This window comes from Nocardioides sp. CCNWLW216, assembly GCF_037120545.1.
Taxonomy (GTDB): Bacteria; Actinomycetota; Actinomycetes; order Propionibacteriales; family Nocardioidaceae; genus Nocardioides; species Nocardioides lianchengensis.
This window is the reverse complement of sequence record NZ_JBBBBJ010000006.1, coordinates 1-15,317: the sequence shown is the minus strand read 5'-3', so window position 1 is coordinate 15,317 and position 15,317 is coordinate 1. Positions and strand designations below refer to the sequence as shown.

Here is a 15,317-nt window from a genome sequence, read left to right as displayed (position 1 = left end):
CGAGGGGCCGGGGGGATGATGCGACAGCTGGGCTGGAGCGCGGTCGACGACGACGATCCGCGCCTGCTGCAGGCGGCGTTCGCGCTGCTGGTGACCCTCGACCTGGCCTTCCGGATCCAGGGTGGGGCGCGCTGGGACCTCGTCTCCTGGCCGGTCTTCGCCGTCGTGCTGCTCGCGGTCGTGACCACGGCGACGCTGCTGCTGCCGTGGGACCGGATGCCGTCGGTGGCGCTCGGGGTGCTGGCCGTCCTCGACATCGCGGTGATCGGCACCGGCCGGCTCAGCCCCGAGGGCAGCAGCATCGCGATCCTGCTGCTCCTCCCGGCCCTGTGGCTGGGGCGGTACGGCGCCGTCCGTGGCGCGGTCGTCTGCTTCCTCGCGGTCGGGCTGTTCCAGGCCCTGCCCGGCCTCGTGTACGGCGAGCTGGCCGGCGCCAACCTCTCCCGCTCGGTGCTCCCGGCCCTGGTCGCGGTCGGCGCGACGGTCGCGAAGGCCTCCGCCGTCCAGGCGATCGGCCGCCAGCAGCGGATGTCCGACGCGATCTTCGACACCGTCGACGTCGGCCTGGTCCTGCTCGGGCGCGACGGCACCTACGAGCGGATGAACCGCCGGCACGAGGATTTCATGCGGGTCGGCTACCCCGACGGTCACGACGGCGTGGCCGGGCAGACCGGGGCGGTCTTCGAGGAGGACGGCAGCACCCCGCTGGCGCGGGAGCTGACCCCGACGTTCCGCGCGATGACGGGGGAGGAGTTCGACGACTGCCGGCTGTGGATCGGGACCGACCCGCGCAGCCGCCGGGCCATCTCGGTCTCGGCGCGGACCGTGCGCGACGAGCAGGGCGACTTCGCCGGGGCGGTGCTGGCCTACAAGGACGTCACCGACTTCATGGGGGCGCTGCGGGTGAAGGACGAGTTCGTCGCCTCGGTCTCCCACGAGCTGCGGACCCCGCTCACCTCGATCACCGGCTACGTCCAGATCCTGCAGGAGCGCGACGACCTGCCCGAGCAGGCGGCGAGCCAGCTCGGGGTCGTGGCACGCAACGGAGACCGGCTGCTCCGGCTGATCGGCGACCTCCTGCACGCGGCCCAGGCCGACGCCAGCGGCCCGCAGCTGGAGCGGAGACACACCGACCTGGCCGTGATCGTCCGGGACTCGGTCGAGGCCGCCTCGCCGGCCGCCGAGGCCGCGGGCGTGGTGCTGGAGCTGACCGCGCCGCCCCGGCTGCCGATGTCCGCCGACCCGCGCCGGATCGGCCAGGTCGTCGACAACCTGCTCTCCAACGCGGTCAAGTACAGCCACCGCGACGGCCGGGTCCAGGTGTCAGTGGCCCTCGACGGCGACCGCGCCCAGCTGGAGGTGCAGGACGGCGGCATCGGCATCTCCTCCGCGGACCGGGACCGGTTGTTCACCCGCTTCTTCCGCACCCGCTCGGCGGCCGAGAGCACCATCCCGGGGGTCGGCCTGGGCCTGAGCATCACCAAGGAGATCGTGGAGGCCCACGGTGGCCGGATCGAGGTCGAGAGCGTCCTCGGCACCGGCAGCGTCTTCCGGGTGCGGCTCCCGCTCGAGCGCTGAGCGGGTTCAGCCGCAGTTCGGGCAGGTCCCGAAGATCTCCAGGGTGTGGCTCACGTCGGTGAAGCCGTGCTCGGACGCGATCGCGCGCGTCCAGCGCTCGACGGCGGGGCCTTCGACCTCCACCGTGCGTCCGCACGAGCGGCAGACCAGGTGGTGGTGGTGCGTGTCGGAGCAGCGGCGGTAGATCGCCTCGCCGTCCTCGGTGCGGAGCATGTCGACCTCGCCGGCGTCGGCGAGGCGCTGCAGGGTGCGGTAGACCGTGGCCAGGCCGACGTGCTCGCCCCGCCGGCCGAGCAGCTCGTGGATCTCCTGCGCCGAGCGGAAGTCGTCGAAGGAGGCCATCGCCTCCGCGACGGCGATCCGCTGCCGGGTCGGGCGCAGCGGCGGGGTCGCGTCAGTGCTCGTCATAGTGCCTCCCATGGACCGCGTGCCGGTGGCCGTCGTGGACGTAGTCGACGTGGTCGCCGTGGGGTACGGCGGGGTGCCCGCAGTCCGGTCCGTGCTCGTGGGCGTGCTGCTCGTCGCAGACCTGGTGGGTGGCCGTGTGCTCCTCGGCCTCGACCGCGGGGAACGGCCGGCGCAGCCGGGCCCGGCGTCGCAGCAGCGCGCCGACCGGCCAGGTCGCGACGAAGCAGGCCAGGGCGAGCAGCACGATCGCCGGCCCGGGCGCGACGGTCAGGTCGTGGCTGGTGGAGAGGTACGCCGAGACCAGCAGCCCGCCCACGCCCGCGCCCGCACCGACCACGACCGCGCCCGCGACCGTCGCGCGGAACGAGCGCGCCAGCTGCTGGGACGCCGCGACCGGCACGATCATCAGCGCCGAGACCAGCAGCAGGCCGACCGTGCGCATCGCCACGGTGACCGTCACTGCGGCGAGCACAGCGACCAGCAGGTTGTAGGCGCGGACGTTCAGCCCGGCGACCCGGGCGAAGTCCTCGTCCTGCGAGACCGTGAAGAGCTGGGGAAGCAGGCCGAGGCCGAGGAGCAGGATCACGGCCGCCAGGCCCAGGGTGAACCAGAGGTCGGCCCGCGAGATCGAGGTGATCGAGCCGAAGAGGTACTGCTGCAGCTTCGCGCCGGTCTGCCCCGCGAGGCCGGTGATCATCACGCCGCCCGCGAGTCCGCCGTAGAAGAGCAGGGCCAGGGCGAGGTCGCCGCTGGTGTGCCCGCGCTCGCGGATCACCTCGATGGCGACGGCGCCGAGGACGGCGACGACCACGGCGGTCCAGGTCGGGGCGACGCCGGTCAGCAGACCGAGCGCGACTCCGGTGACGGCCACGTGGCCCAGGCCGTCACCGAGCAGGGCCAGGCGACGCTGGACCAGGTAGGTGCCGATCACGGGCGCGGCCAGGCCGGTGACGAACGCCGCCAGCAGCGCGCGCTGCATGAACTGGTACTGCAGCAGCTCGATCACCAGGAGGCCTCCTCGCCGTGCGGGTGCGGGGTCCGGTCGAGGGGCGCCATCACGCCCGGGTGGTGGTCGTGGCGGCCCTGCGGCGGGTGGTGGTGGCCGTGCGCGTCGTCGAGCGCGAGCGGCGGGCCGTCGTACACGAGACGGCCGTCGCGGAGGACGACGGTGCGGTCGACGAGGGGCGCGAGCGGGCCGAGCTCGTGGGTGACGAGCACGATCGTGCTGCCGGACCGCGACAGGGCGGAGAGCGCGGCGGCGAGGGCGTGCTGGTTGGGCAGGTCGACGCCCGCGGTGGGCTCGTCGAGGAAGAACAGGTCGGGCTCGCCCGCGAGCGCGCGGGCGATGAGGACCCGCTGCTGCTGGCCGCCCGAGAGGGTGGCCACGCTGTCGCGGGACCGGTCGGCGAGGCCGACCAGATCGAGCGCGGCCGCGACCGCGGCGCGGTCGGCGCGGCTCGGGGGCCGCAGCAGCCGGCGCCGGGTCAGCCGGCCGGAGGCCACGACCTCGGCGACCGAGGCCGGGACGCCGCTGGCCGCGCTGGAGCGCTGCGGCACGAACCCGAGGCGGTGCCAGTCCCGGAAGGACTCGAACGGGGTGCCGAACAGGCTCAGCTGCCCCCGGGAGAGCGGGCGCAGGCCGGTGAGGGCCCGCACCAGGGTGGACTTCCCCGATCCGTTGGGACCGAGCAGCGTGACGAACTCGCCCGACCGGACCGTCAGGTCGATCTGTCGCAGCACCGGCCGCCCGGCGATGGCCACGGCGCCGTCGCTGAGCTCGACCACGGGCTCGGTCGGACGGGTCAACAGCGGTTCGCCTGCTCGAGCTTCGTGAGGTTCTGCCGCATGAGAGAAAGGTAGTCCTCGTCCGCGGTGTCGTCGGTCAGGCCCTCGAGGGTGTCCAGCACCTCGGTCTGCACGCCCACGTCGGAGGCCAGGGTCTCGGCGCTCTTGGGGCTCACCAGGCTCTCGGAGAAGACGGTGGTGATGCCGTCGGACTTGATGAGCTCCTGCAGGTCGGCGAGCGCGGCCGGCGTGGGCTCGGCGTCCGGGGTGATGCCGGTGATCGACTCCAGGTGCAGGCCGTACTTCTCCAGGTAGCCGAACGCGTCGTGGTTGGTGACCACCGTCGTGATCGTGCACTGGGCCAGCCCGTCGGCGTACGACGCGTCGAGCTCCTCGAGGTCGGTGCGGAGGTCGGCCGCGTTGGCCGCGAAGGTGTCCTTCTGGTCCGGGTCGATCTCGCCGAGCCGGCCGGCGATCGCGTCGCCGAGCTCGGCCATCCGGAGCGGGTCCTGCCAGAAGTGCGGGTCGTACTCGCCGTGGTCGTGCTCCTCCTCGCCGTGCACGTGGCCCTCCTCCTCGGCGTGGCCCTCCTCGTCGGCGTGCTCGGCGTGCTCCTCAGCGGTCTCGCCCTCGTGGCCTTCCTCCTCGGCGTGGTCGTGCCCCTCCTCCTCGGCGAACGGCAGCAGGTCGACGACGTCGGCGGCGTCCAGCACCTGGCCGGTCGCGACCTCCTCGGCCGCCTCGTCCACGGCGGGCTGCAGTGAGTCCACGTAGACCAGCAGTGCGGAGTCGGCGATGGTCGCGGTCTCCTTCACGTCGAGGGTCAGGTCGTGCGGCTCGCCGCCGGGGGTGGTGAGGTTCTGGACGTCGAACGCGTCACCGGCCACGCGGGCGGCGACGTACTCCAACGGGTAGAGGCCGACGGCCACGGTCCGCGAGTCCGCGGCCGCCTCGCTGTCGTCGGAGAAGGCGGCGCAGCCGGTGAGGGAGAGCCCGCCGACGGCGGCGAGGGCGGGGACGAGGAGGCGAGAACGCTGCATGAGAACGATTCTCATGGCGATTGAGAATCGTTGTCAAATCAGCCGTGGGTAGGGTGAGGACGTGCTGGTCGTGAACAGGTTCCGGGTCCCGGTCGGCGACGGCGAGACCTTCCGAGTCGACGTCGAGCTGGCCCGGGCGACGCTCGCCGAACGGCCCGGGTACGTCGGCGGCGCGATCGGTCGCAACCTCGACGATCCCGAGCTGTGGGTGCTCACGACCACCTGGGAGCACGTCGGCGCCTACCGCCGCGCGCTCTCGTCGTACGACGTCAAGCTGCACGCCGTCCCGCTGCTCGGACGCGCCCTGGACGAGCCGAGCGCCTACGAGCCGGTCGAGCCCGGGGCCGACCTCAATATCCAGGCGACGCGCTCGCTAGGCTGACCGCTCGACCTTCCCCCTCGGTCGGCAGCCAGCCGACCGCCCCCTGCACCAGGAGCTGAACCCCGTGGCCAAGCCGCCCGCATCCACCGTCGACCACGTCGTCTCCCTCGCCAAGCGGCGAGGCTTCGTCTACCCGTGCGGCGAGATCTACGGCGGCACCAGGTCGGCCTGGGACTACGGCCCGCTCGGCGTGGAGCTGAAGGAGAACATCAAGCGCCAGTGGTGGCGCTCGATGGTCCAGAGCCGCGACGACGTCGTCGGCCTCGACTCCAGCATCATCCTGCCGCGCCCGGTGTGGGAGGCCAGCGGCCACGTCGAGACGTTCTCCGACCCGCTGACCGAGTGCCAGTCGTGCCACAAGCGCTTCCGGGCCGACCACCTGCAGGAGGCCGTGGCCGAGAAGAAGGGCCTCGACAACCCCGACGACGTCGACCTCACCGACGTCGCCTGCCCCAACTGCGGCACCCGCGGCGCATGGACCGAGCCGCGCCAGTTCTCCGGCCTGCTGAAGACCTACCTCGGCGTGATCGAGGACGAGTCCGGCCTGCACTACCTGCGCCCCGAGACCGCGCAGGGCATCTTCGTGAACTTCGCCAACGTCGTGACCAGCTCGCGGCAGAAGCCGCCGTTCGGCATCGCCCAGATCGGCAAGAGCTTCCGCAACGAGATCACGCCCGGCAACTTCATCTTCCGCACCCGCGAGTTCGAGCAGATGGAGATGGAGTTCTTCGTCAAGCCGGGCGAGGACGAGGAGTGGCACCAGTACTGGATCGACCAGCGCACCCAGTGGTACGTCGACCTGGGCATCGACCCCGACAACCTGCGCCACTACGAGCACGCCCAGGAGAAGCTGAGCCACTACTCCAAGCGCACCGTCGACATCGAGTACCGCTTCCGCTTCGCCGGGTCCGAGTGGGGCGAGCTCGAGGGCATCGCCAACCGCACCGACTTCGACCTGACGACGCACGCGAAGCACTCCGGCACCGACCTGTCCTACTTCGACCAGGCCAACAACGAGCGCTACACGCCGTACGTCATCGAGCCGGCGGCCGGGCTGTCGCGCAGCCTGATGACCTTCCTGGTCGACGCCTACACCGAGGACGAGGCGCCGAACACCAAGGGCGGCGTCGACAAGCGCACCGTGCTGAAGCTCGACCCGCGCCTCGCGCCGGTCAAGGTCGCGGTGCTGCCGCTGTCGCGCAACGCCGACCTGTCGCCGAAGGCGAAGGCCCTGGCCGCCGAGCTCCGCGGGAACTGGAACGTCGACTTCGACGACTCCGGCGCGATCGGGCGTCGCTACCGCCGCCAGGACGAGATCGGGACGCCGTTCTGCGTGACGGTCGACTTCGACACCCTCGAGGACGACGCCGTCACCGTGCGCTCGCGCGACACCATGGAGCAGCAGCGGATCCCGCTCGAGGGGATCACGCGCTTCTTCGCGGAGCGGCTCGTCGGCTGCTGAGGATCCGCGATGCACAATGGCCGGATGCTGAACCGCACCTCCGCCGCGCTCCTGGCCGTGCTCCTCGGTACGACGCTCCTGGCCGGCTGCTCGGACGACTCCGACAGCGGCTCGGGCGAGAAGAGCTCCTCGGCGAGCCCGTCGGCCGCGGCGTCGTACCTGCCGGTCCCCGACGGGGTCGAGCTGACCGCGCAGGGCACCTCGCTGGCGGTGGGCGACACCGCCACCGTCGCGTGGGAGCCGGTCCAGGACACGGTCGGCGTCCTCGACATCCGGGTCGACCGACTCGAGCAGACCTCGTTCAAGCGGTCGTTCGCCGGCTGGAAGATCGACGACACGACGTTGAAGACGCGCCCCTACTTCGTTCGCGCGACCATCACCAACACCGGCGAGACCGACCTGGGCGGGCAGCGGGTCCCGCTCTACGCGGTGGACGGCGAGAACCGGCTCGTCGACTACTCCGGCTTCGGCAGCTCCTTCAAGCCGTGCGCGAGCACCGACTTCCCGGAGGCGTTCGCGCCCGGGACGACGGCCGAGTTCTGCCTGGTCTACCTGGTGCCCGACCGCGGCGACCTGACCGCGGTGAGCTTCCGGCCCACCCAGGAGGTCAATCCGATCACCTGGACCGGCGAGCTGACCAAGCCGGCGGCGGCGTCCTCGACGAAGGACAAGAAGAAGAGCTCCTGATTTCGTCCGGCGGCCGGCCCGACCGGAGAATGGACCCATGGTCCTGGCCGTGCCCCCGTCGGTGTCGCTGACCCTCGGGTCCCTGCGGGTCGACACCCCCGTGGTGCTCGCGCCGATGGCGGGCATCACCAACGCCGCCTACCGGCGGCTCTGCGCGGAGCAGGGCGCCGGTCTCTACGTCTGCGAGATGATCACCAGCCGGGGGCTGGTGGAGGGCGACCAGCACACCAAGGACATGCTCGTCTTCGACGAGCGCGAGACGGTGCGGTCGGTCCAGCTCTACGGCACCGACCCCGTCTACGTCGGCAAGGCCGCCGAGATCCTCTGCGCCGAGTACGGCGTCGCCCACATCGACCTGAACTTCGGCTGCCCGGTGCCCAAGGTGACTCGCAAGGGCGGCGGCGGTGCGCTGCCGTGGAAGCGCGGGCTGCTCGGCGAGATCCTGGAGCACGCGGTCGCCGCGGCGACGCCGTACGACGTGCCGGTGACGATGAAGACCCGCAAGGGCATCGACGACGACCACCTGACTTACCTCGACGCCGGGCGGATCGCCCAGGAGACCGGCTGCGCCGCGATCGCGCTGCACGGGCGCACGGTGTCGCAGGCCTACTCCGGCGCGGCCGACTGGGACGCGATCGCCGCCCTGGTCGCCCACGTCGACATCCCGGTGCTCGGCAACGGCGACATCTGGGAGGCGGCCGACGCGCTCCGCATGGTCGAGCAGACCGGGGCGGCCGGCGTGGTGGTCGGCCGGGGCTGCCTGGGGCGGCCGTGGCTGTTCCGCGACCTGGCCGCCGCGTTCGCGGGCGAGCAGGTCGCGACCCTCCCGAGGCTGGGCGAGGTCACGGCGATGATGCGCCGGCACGCCGAGCTGCTCTGTCAGCACATGGGGGAGGAGCGGGGCTGCAAGGAGTTCCGCAAGCACGTGTCCTGGTACCTCAAGGGGTTCGCCGCGGGCGGGGAGATGCGCCGGTCGCTGGGCCTGGTCGACTCGCTCGCCGCATTGGACGCGCTGCTCGCCGACCTCGACCCGGACGAGTCGTTCCCCGTCTCCGAGCTCGGGACGCCGCGCGGCCGGCAGGGCTCGCCGCGCCAGAAGGTCGCGCTGCCCGAGGGCTGGCTCGACGACGCCGACGGGGCGGGAAGCCACGTGCAGGAGGACGCCGGCGAGACCACCGGCGGCTGAGCTGACCCAGTCCGGGTGAGCGGGAACACGCCGTACATTTGCCGTCCGGTTTTGGGACAGGTCACCGGGGCTGTGGTTTAGTCGTCAACCGAGCCGGAGCCGTCACCTCGGACCCGGCCGTCCCCTGTCAGCAACAGCAAAGGATCGACGCTGTGGCAGAACACCGCCACAAGCGGGAGACCCCGGCCCGCCGTATGCCCCGCGCCGCCGTCGTCGCAGGCCCGCTCGCCGTCCTGGCGACCGCCTCCGCCGTGACGCTGGGTGTCCTGGCCAGCGACCCCGGCACCCGCGACCTCCTGGCCGCCGACGCCTCCTCCGGCCTCGCCGCCGCCGCTCCGGTCGCGCCGCGGCAGCAGGTCATCTCCCGCAGCTCGCGCCGGGCGACCATCGAGCCGTTGTCCAAGGAGGAGAAGGTCACCTCCCCGGCCGCGACCCGGGTGGCCGTCCGCCAGGCCGACACCCGGCTGTGGACGAGCGAGGCGCTGAACCTGTGGGCCGAGCCGGGCGAGGACGCCGAGAAGGTCGGCGAGATCGACGCCGGCGAGAAGCTGCTGGTCACCGGGCGCGAGCTCGACGGCCGGGTCGAGGTCGTCGTCGACGGCGTCGCCCGCTGGGTCACCGAGGGCTACCTCACCGACGAGGAGCCGCTGGTCATCGGCGGCGACTGCACCAACGGGACCTCCGTGCCCGCCGGGGTCAGCGAGAACATCAAGAAGGTGCACGCCGCGGTCTGCGCGGCGTTCCCCGACATTTCGACGTACGGCACCTTCCGCGGCGACGGCGAGCACGCCCAGGGCATCGCGGTGGACATTATGGTCAGCGGCGAGGAGGGCTGGAAGGTCGCGGAGTTCGTCCGCGCCAACTACTCCGAGCTCGGCGTCAGCTACGTCATCTACTCCCAGAACATCTGGTCGGTCGAGCGCTCCGGCGAGGGCTGGCGCGGGATGTCGGACCGCGGGTCCACCACCGCCAACCACTACGACCACGTCCACGTCACGACCTACTGACCCATCTCAGTAGGGTCGTCCCCGATGGACGTCCTGAGCCGATACGACGAGGCAGCGCGCGAGCGCCTGGTCGCGGAGCCCCCCAAGCGGGTGGACGCCCCGACCCGGGCGCCGTTCGAGCGGGACCGGGCGCGGGTCGTGCACGCCGCGGCCTCGCGCCGGCTGGCCGCGAAGACCCAGGTCGTCGACCCGCGGGCGGACGACTTCGTGCGCAACCGGCTCACCCACAGCCTGGAGGTCGCGCAGGTCGCGCGAGACCTGTCGCGGGCGCTGGGCAGTCAGCCGGACCTCGCCGAGACCGCGGCGCTCGCGCACGACCTCGGACACCCCCCGTTCGGCCACAACGGCGAGCGGGCGCTGGCCGCGGTCTCGGAGGACTGCGGCGGCTTCGAGGGCAACGCCCAGACGCTGCGGCTGCTGACCCGGCTGGAGGCGAAGACCTTCGACGCCGACGGTGCCTCGGTGGGCCTCAACCTCACGCGGGCGACCCTGGACGCCTGCACCAAGTACCCGTGGACCCGCGCCGAGGCGCCCGCCTCCGGCAAGTTCGGCGTCTACGCCGACGACCTGCCGGTCTTCGGCTGGCTGCGGGCGCCCGCGCCGCCCGGCACCCGCCAGTGCCTGGAGGCGCAGGTGATGGACCTCGCCGACGACGTGGCCTACTCCGTGCACGACGTGGAGGACGGGATCGTCGCCGAGCGGGTCGACCTGACCCGGCTCGACCCGGCTGCGGTCTGGGAGACGGTCCGCGGCTGGTACCTCCCGGACGCCACGGACGACGAGCTCGACGAGGTACTGGCCGGGCTGCGCACGCAGGAGAGCTGGCCGACGACGTCGTACGACGGGTCGCGGCGCGGCCAGGCCGCCCTGAAGAACCTCACCAGCGACCTGATCGGCCGCTTCTGCGGTGCGGCCCAGCACGCCACCTTCGCGGCCGGCGACGGGCCCTTCGCCCGCTACGAGGCCGACCTGGTCGTCCCCGAACGGACCCGGCTGGAGATCGCGGTCCTGAAGGGCATCGCCGCGCACTACGTCATGCAGGCCGAGGACCGGATCGCGCTGATGGTCCGCCAGCGCGAGCTGGTCGCCGAGCTGGTCGCCGTCCTGCTGGACCGCGGCCCCGACGTCCTCCAGCGCCCGTTCGGCGACGACTGGCGGGCCGCAGCCGACGACGCCGCCCGGCTGCGCGTCGTGGTCGACCAGGTCGCCTCGCTCACCGACGCCAGTGCCGTGGCCTGGCACACCCGGCTCACATCCCGGTAGGCCCGCGAGCCTAGGCTCGGGCGCGTGAGCGAACCCCTCGTCTGGCTGCCCTTCGAACCCGAGCTCCTGGGCGACCCGCCGAGCGGGCTGCGCTACGAGGTGGTCGACCCCACCGAGCAGGTGCCGGACAGCGTGACGGACGTGCGCTTCTACGTCCCGCCGTACCAGATGGGGTCCTCGATCGGCGAGGTGCTCGGCCGGATGTCGAGCCTCGAGGTCGTCCAGACGCTCTCCGCGGGCGTCGACAACGTCCGCTCGCGGATCCCCGACGGTGTGACGCTGTGCAACGGCCGGGGCATCCACGACACGTCGACGGCCGAGCTGACCCTCGCGCTGATCCTGAGCAGCCTGCGCGGCATCCCCGACTTCGTGCGCCAGCAGGACCGGCGCGAGTGGAGCCCGGCTTGGCGGCCCGCACTGGCCGACAAGCGCGTCCTGCTCGTCGGGTACGGCGCCATCGGCGAGGCCATCGAGGCCCGGCTGCGGCCGTTCGAGACCGAGGTCGTCCGAGTCGCGCGCACCGCCCGCGACGGCGTCCACCCGGTCGAGGAGCTGTCCGACCTGCTCCCGGACGCCGACGTCGTGGTGCTGATCATCCCGCTCACCGACGCCACCCGCGGCCTGGTGGACTCCGACTTCCTGGCCCGGATGAAGGACGGCGCGCTGCTGGTCAACGTCGCCCGCGGCGCCGTCGTGGTGACCGACGACCTCGTCGCCGCGCTCGGCACCGGCCGCATCACCGCGGCCGTCGACGTGGCCGACACCGAGCCGCTCCCACCCGACAGCCCTCTGTACGACGCCCCCGGCCTGCTGATCAGCCCGCACGTCGGCGGCGCCAGCAGCGCGATGTGGCCGCGTGCCCACCGGCTGGTCCGCGACCAGCTGCAGCGCTTCGCCGCGGGGGAGCCGCTCCACAACGTGATGTCCGGGGAGTACTAGCGCGCCCACGCGCCCGTAGGATCGGCACGTGCCGGGCCGGATTCGCGAACAGAGCATCGTCGAGGTGCGCGAGAAGGCGCGCATCGACGAGGTCGTCTCCCAGTACGTCACCCTGCGCCACGCCGGCGGGGGCTCCCAGAAGGGCCTGTGCCCCTTCCACGACGAGAAGTCGCCGTCGTTCAACGTCAACCCGAGCCGGGGGTTCTACCACTGCCTCGCGGGCGAGACCCGGGTCCTGACGTGGGACGGCCCGCGTGAGATCCGCGATCTCGCCGGCGGGACGCACCGAGTCCTCGGAGCGCGGGGCGACTGGCTGGACGCGCCGTTCAAGTCGTACGGCGTCCAGCCGCTCCACCGGATCGTGGTGACGCGCAACCGGCAGCGCAAGGAGCTCTACGCGACCGACGGGCACCGGTGGTTCGTGCGGGCGGGTGGGGACCGGTCGAAGCGCCGCGAGGTGCTCACGACGGATCTGAAGTTGGGTGACCGGCTGTCGGCGACCTTCCCGCGGTCGAGGATCCAGCGGACGACCCCCTCGCCGTTCGGGATCGCGCACGGGTTCACCTACGGCGACGGCACGCGTTCCGGGACCGGCAGCAGGGCGCTGATCTGCCCGCCCAAGGACCTGGCGATGCTGAAGTGGTTCCCCAACAGCCGCACCACGGCCTCCGGCGTCAACCTGCTGGTGCACGACCTGCCTTCCTTCTTCAAGGACCTGCCGCCGCTCGACGAGTCGGTCTCCTACCTCTACGGCTGGCTGGCCGGTTACTTCGCAGCGGACGGGTGCGTGGCGGCGGACGGCACTGTCCTCCTCAACTCCGCCCGTCGGGAGGACCTCGAGTTCGTCCGCACCGTCTGCACCCGGCTGGGCATCGCGACCTACGGGATCACCTCCCAGTCCCGTGTCGGTCTCGGTGCCGGACCCTCGGACCTGTTCCGGGTCCACCTCGTCAACGACGACCTGACCGAGGACTTCTTCCTCCTCGACACGCACCGCCAGCGCTTCGTCGAGGCCGAGAACAGGTTCGCCCGACTCGGCTGGGTCGTGCAGTCGGTCGAGGCCACGGATCGGGTCGAGGAGGTGTACTGCGCGGAGGTCGAGGACGGCCACGCCTTCACGCTCGAGGACAACATCCTCACGGGCAACTGCTTCGGCTGCGGGGAAGGCGGCGACGTCATCAGCTTCGTGATGAAGCTGGACGGACTCAACTTCGGCGAGGCGGTCGAGCGGCTCGCCGAGAAGTACGGCGTCCAGCTGCAGCGCGAGGAGGGCGACGACCGCGACGACCGGCCGCGTGGTCCCCAGCGCGGCAAGCTGGTGGAGGCGCACCGGGTCGCCCAGGAGTTCTACGCCGAGCAGCTCGCGACGCCGGCGGCGTTGCCGGCCCGGCAGTTCCTGGCCGAGCGCAGCTTCGACCAGTCGCACGCCGACATGTTCGGCATCGGCTTCTCCCCGCAGGGCGGCGAGGAGCTCTTCCGCCACCTGCGCCAGCGCGGCTTCTCGCAGGAGGAGGTCGTGGCGGCCGGCCTGGTCAAGCTCGGGCGCTCGGCGTACGACGCGTTCCGCGGGCGGCTGATGTGGCCGATCCGCGACGCCAGCGGCGACACCATCGGCTTCGGCGCCCGCCGGATCCTGGAGGACGACCGGATCGAGGCCAAGTACCTCAACACGTCCGAGACCTCGATCTACAAGAAGAGCCAGGTGCTCTACGGCATCGACCTCGCGCGCAAGGAGATGGCCAAGTCCTCCCAGGCGGTCGTGGTCGAGGGCTACACCGACGTGATGGCCTGCCACCTGTCCGGCGTGGGCACCGCGGTGGCGACCTGCGGCACCGCCTTCGGCGAGGACCACTCCCGGGTGCTGCGGCGCTTCCTGCACGACCACGAGGAGTTCCGGGGCGAGGTGATCTTCGCCTTCGACGGAGACGCCGCCGGGCAGAAGGCGGCGCTGAAGACCTTCGCCGGCGACCAGAACTTCGTGTCCCAGACCTACGTCGCCGTCGAGCCGGACGGCCTGGACCCCTGCGACCTGCGCCTGAAGAAGGGCGACGCCGCGGTCCGCGAGCTGGTCGCCCGGCGGGTCCCGCTCTACCGCTTCGTGCTCAGCAACGTCGTCGGCAAGTACGACCTCGACCGCGCCGACGGCCGGGTCGACGCCCTGCGCGAGGGCGCCCGCCTGGTCTCGAGCATCCGCGACCGGTCCAAGGTCGACGCCTTCGCCCGCGAGCTCGCCGGCATGGTCGGCGCCGACCCCGAGGACGCCCGCAACGAGGTACGACGGGCCGCGAAGCGCCCGGCCCAGCCGCCCCGCACCGACGACCGCCGGGCCCGCCAGCCGGAGCCCGAGCCGGCGCCGGCGCCCGCCCCGCGCCGGCAGGTGCCCGACCTGCGCGACCCGCGGTTCGCCCTGGAGCGGGAGACGCTGAAGCTGGTCATCCAGCACCCGATGGCCATCGGCCGCACCACCGGCGACATCGGCGGGAACGACTTCCTGCACCCGACGTACCGAGCGGTCTGGGAGCTGGTGGCCGCCGCCGGCGGCCCGGCGGCCGGCTCGGGCGACCCGGGGTGGGCGGGCCGGATCCGCGACGGCGCGAGCGACCCCGAGGTCTCGGCCGCGATCAGCGCCCTCGCGGTCGAGCCGCTGCGCACCATCAAGGAGCCCGACGCGGCCTACGTCGCCGAGCACGTCTTCAAGCTGCTGGAGCTGACGGCCGCGCGGCGGATCGCCGACATCAAGTCCAAGCTGCAGCGGACCAACCCGGTCGAGCACCCGGAGGAGTTCAACCGGATGTTCGGCGAGCTGGCTGCGCTGGAGGCGCACCGTCGCGCGCTGCGCGACCGGCTCGGGGGCTCGACCCTGTGAGGCTGCGCCGTACCCCTCCGGCGGTGGCGGTGCACCGCGGCGAACGGCTGCTGGCCTCGGCGGACAGCGCCGAGGGCGTCGTCGGCGCCACCCGCGACGCGCTCTACCTCCCGGACGGCACCCGGCTGCCCTGGGAGGAGGTCGAGGCCGCCGACTGGGACCGTGACGAGTCCACCCTGACCGTCAGCGAGGTGGGCCGCTGGGGCGCCCCGAGGGGGGAGCACCGGCTGTCGATCGAGGAACCGGGCCGGCTCCTGGAGCTCGTGCGGGAGCGGGTGACGGCCAGCATCGTGCTGCAGCGCCACGTCGCCGTCGACGGTGGTCGCGGCTTCCGGGTCATCGCCCGACGGGCGCCGCGCGGCGACCGTCCGCTCGCCTGGCTCTACGAGTACGACGAGGGCGTCGACCCCGACGACCCGACCGTGCAGGCCGCGGCCACCGAGGCCCTGGCCGCCGCGCAGGCCGAGGTCGGCTGACCACCCACCTCGATTTCGTCGGGCCGCTCGCGTCTTGCTAGGGTTTCCCGCGCTGCACCGATCCCCTGTAGCTCAATTGGCAGAGCATTCGACTGTTAATCGGAGGGTTGTTGGTTCGAGTCCAACCGGGGGAGCAGAAGAGTGGGGGGGGGGGCCGCCCCCGGGGGGGGCCCCCCCGGCGGGCGGGGGGCCGGGGAGGGTGGGGGGGGGGGGCGCCGCGCAGCCGCGCCCCGTGCGC

At 72.5% G+C, this 15,317-nt stretch carries 14 protein-coding genes, 1 tRNA gene and 1 pseudogene; 12 read left to right on the top strand and 4 right to left on the bottom strand.

The genetic code is table 11. From position 1 onward, the window contains the following. Positions 1–15 precede the first annotated feature (15 nt). Positions 16–1,578, top strand: a complete 1,563-nt coding sequence (locus V7S47_RS14575) for an ATP-binding protein (RefSeq protein ID WP_336562228.1) — start codon at positions 16–18, stop codon at positions 1,576–1,578. Positions 1,579–1,584: 6 nt separating this feature from the next. Here V7S47_RS14575 and V7S47_RS14570 read toward each other — a convergent pair whose 3' ends face one another. From V7S47_RS14570 to V7S47_RS14555, 4 genes are read right to left on the bottom strand one after another with little or no spacing between them, the layout of a single operon-like run. Then, positions 1,585–1,986 carry a Fur family transcriptional regulator gene (locus V7S47_RS14570; protein WP_336562227.1) on the bottom strand — a complete coding sequence of 134 codons (402 nt, stop codon included), beginning with the start codon at positions 1,984–1,986 and terminating at the stop codon, positions 1,585–1,587. After that, positions 1,973–2,989: a metal ABC transporter permease gene (locus V7S47_RS14565; RefSeq protein ID WP_442945355.1), complete on the bottom strand. Its 1,017-nt coding sequence runs from the start codon at positions 2,987–2,989 to the stop codon at positions 1,973–1,975. Before V7S47_RS14565 ends, V7S47_RS14570 begins: the two co-directional genes overlap by 14 nt. Next, the gene (locus V7S47_RS14560; RefSeq protein WP_336562224.1) at positions 2,989–3,792 is read right to left on the bottom strand and encodes a metal ABC transporter ATP-binding protein; all 804 of its coding nucleotides are present in this window, start codon (positions 3,790–3,792) and stop codon (positions 2,989–2,991) included. The genes V7S47_RS14565 and V7S47_RS14560 overlap by 1 nt, the downstream gene beginning before the upstream one ends. Further along, on the bottom strand, positions 3,789–4,811 hold the full coding sequence (locus V7S47_RS14555; RefSeq protein WP_336562223.1) for a metal ABC transporter substrate-binding protein: 1,023 nt from the start codon (positions 4,809–4,811) through the stop codon (positions 3,789–3,791). Before V7S47_RS14555 ends, V7S47_RS14560 begins: the two co-directional genes overlap by 4 nt. 61 nt (positions 4,812–4,872) lie before the next feature. On the opposite strand from V7S47_RS14555, the gene V7S47_RS14550 reads away from it, so the two are divergent. The 11 genes and pseudogenes from V7S47_RS14550 to V7S47_RS14505 all read left to right on the top strand — a co-directional run bounded on the left by V7S47_RS14550 (position 4,873) and on the right by V7S47_RS14505 (position 15,213). Further along, complete coding sequence (locus V7S47_RS14550; RefSeq protein WP_336562222.1) at positions 4,873–5,193, top strand: antibiotic biosynthesis monooxygenase family protein; 321 nt, start codon at positions 4,873–4,875, stop codon at positions 5,191–5,193. 64 nt (positions 5,194–5,257) lie between these two features. Further along, the gene (locus V7S47_RS14545) at positions 5,258–6,655 is read left to right on the top strand and encodes a glycine--tRNA ligase (RefSeq protein ID WP_336562221.1); all 1,398 of its coding nucleotides are present in this window, start codon (positions 5,258–5,260) and stop codon (positions 6,653–6,655) included. 24 nt (positions 6,656–6,679) lie between these two features. Next, positions 6,680–7,342, top strand: a complete 663-nt coding sequence (locus tag V7S47_RS14540; RefSeq protein ID WP_336562220.1) for a hypothetical protein — start codon at positions 6,680–6,682, stop codon at positions 7,340–7,342. Positions 7,343–7,379: 37 nt separating this feature from the next. Next, complete coding sequence (gene dusB, locus V7S47_RS14535; RefSeq protein WP_336562219.1) at positions 7,380–8,528, top strand: tRNA dihydrouridine synthase DusB; 1,149 nt, start codon at positions 7,380–7,382, stop codon at positions 8,526–8,528. A gap of 152 nt (positions 8,529–8,680) precedes the next feature. Then, positions 8,681–9,535 (top strand): SH3 domain-containing protein, encoded by an 855-nt coding sequence (locus V7S47_RS14530; RefSeq protein WP_170867120.1) that lies wholly within the window; start codon positions 8,681–8,683, stop codon positions 9,533–9,535. A gap of 24 nt (positions 9,536–9,559) precedes the next feature. Next, positions 9,560–10,798 carry a deoxyguanosinetriphosphate triphosphohydrolase gene (locus tag V7S47_RS14525; protein WP_336562217.1) on the top strand — a complete coding sequence of 413 codons (1,239 nt, stop codon included), beginning with the start codon at positions 9,560–9,562 and terminating at the stop codon, positions 10,796–10,798. Positions 10,799–10,822: 24 nt separating this feature from the next. Continuing rightward, positions 10,823–11,737, top strand: coding sequence for a 2-hydroxyacid dehydrogenase (locus V7S47_RS14520; RefSeq protein ID WP_336562216.1), 915 nt, complete (start codon positions 10,823–10,825; stop codon positions 11,735–11,737). Positions 11,738–11,765: 28 nt separating this feature from the next. Beyond that, positions 11,766–11,951: pseudogene (locus V7S47_RS25685) on the top strand (CHC2 zinc finger domain-containing protein); the annotation flags it as partial. Positions 11,952–12,368: 417 nt separating this feature from the next. Further along, on the top strand, positions 12,369–14,603 hold the full coding sequence (gene dnaG, locus V7S47_RS14515; RefSeq protein ID WP_442945354.1) for a DNA primase: 2,235 nt from the start codon (positions 12,369–12,371) through the stop codon (positions 14,601–14,603). After that, the gene (locus V7S47_RS14510) at positions 14,600–15,079 is read left to right on the top strand and encodes a hypothetical protein (protein WP_336562213.1); all 480 of its coding nucleotides are present in this window, start codon (positions 14,600–14,602) and stop codon (positions 15,077–15,079) included. The genes dnaG and V7S47_RS14510 overlap by 4 nt, the downstream gene beginning before the upstream one ends. Before the next feature lie 61 nt (positions 15,080–15,140). Further along, positions 15,141–15,213, top strand: a tRNA-Asn gene (locus V7S47_RS14505). Positions 15,214–15,317: the final 104 nt, after the last annotated feature.

What these genes read in the sequence shown, in the direction of transcription:
- V7S47_RS14575 (WP_336562228.1), top strand. Translation starts at nt 16, where the DNA reads ATGATGCGACAGCTGGGCTGGAGCGCGGTCGACGACGACGATCCGCGC.
- V7S47_RS14570 (WP_336562227.1), bottom strand. Translation starts at nt 1,986, where the DNA reads ATGACGAGCACTGACGCGACCCCGCCGCTGCGCCCGACCCGGCAGCGG.
- V7S47_RS14555 (WP_336562223.1), bottom strand. Translation starts at nt 4,811, where the DNA reads ATGCAGCGTTCTCGCCTCCTCGTCCCCGCCCTCGCCGCCGTCGGCGGG.
- V7S47_RS14540 (WP_336562220.1), top strand. Translation starts at nt 6,680, where the DNA reads ATGCTGAACCGCACCTCCGCCGCGCTCCTGGCCGTGCTCCTCGGTACG.
- dusB (WP_336562219.1), top strand. Translation starts at nt 7,380, where the DNA reads ATGGTCCTGGCCGTGCCCCCGTCGGTGTCGCTGACCCTCGGGTCCCTG.
- V7S47_RS14525 (WP_336562217.1), top strand. Translation starts at nt 9,560, where the DNA reads ATGGACGTCCTGAGCCGATACGACGAGGCAGCGCGCGAGCGCCTGGTC.
- dnaG (WP_442945354.1), top strand. Translation starts at nt 12,369, where the DNA reads ATGCTGAAGTGGTTCCCCAACAGCCGCACCACGGCCTCCGGCGTCAAC.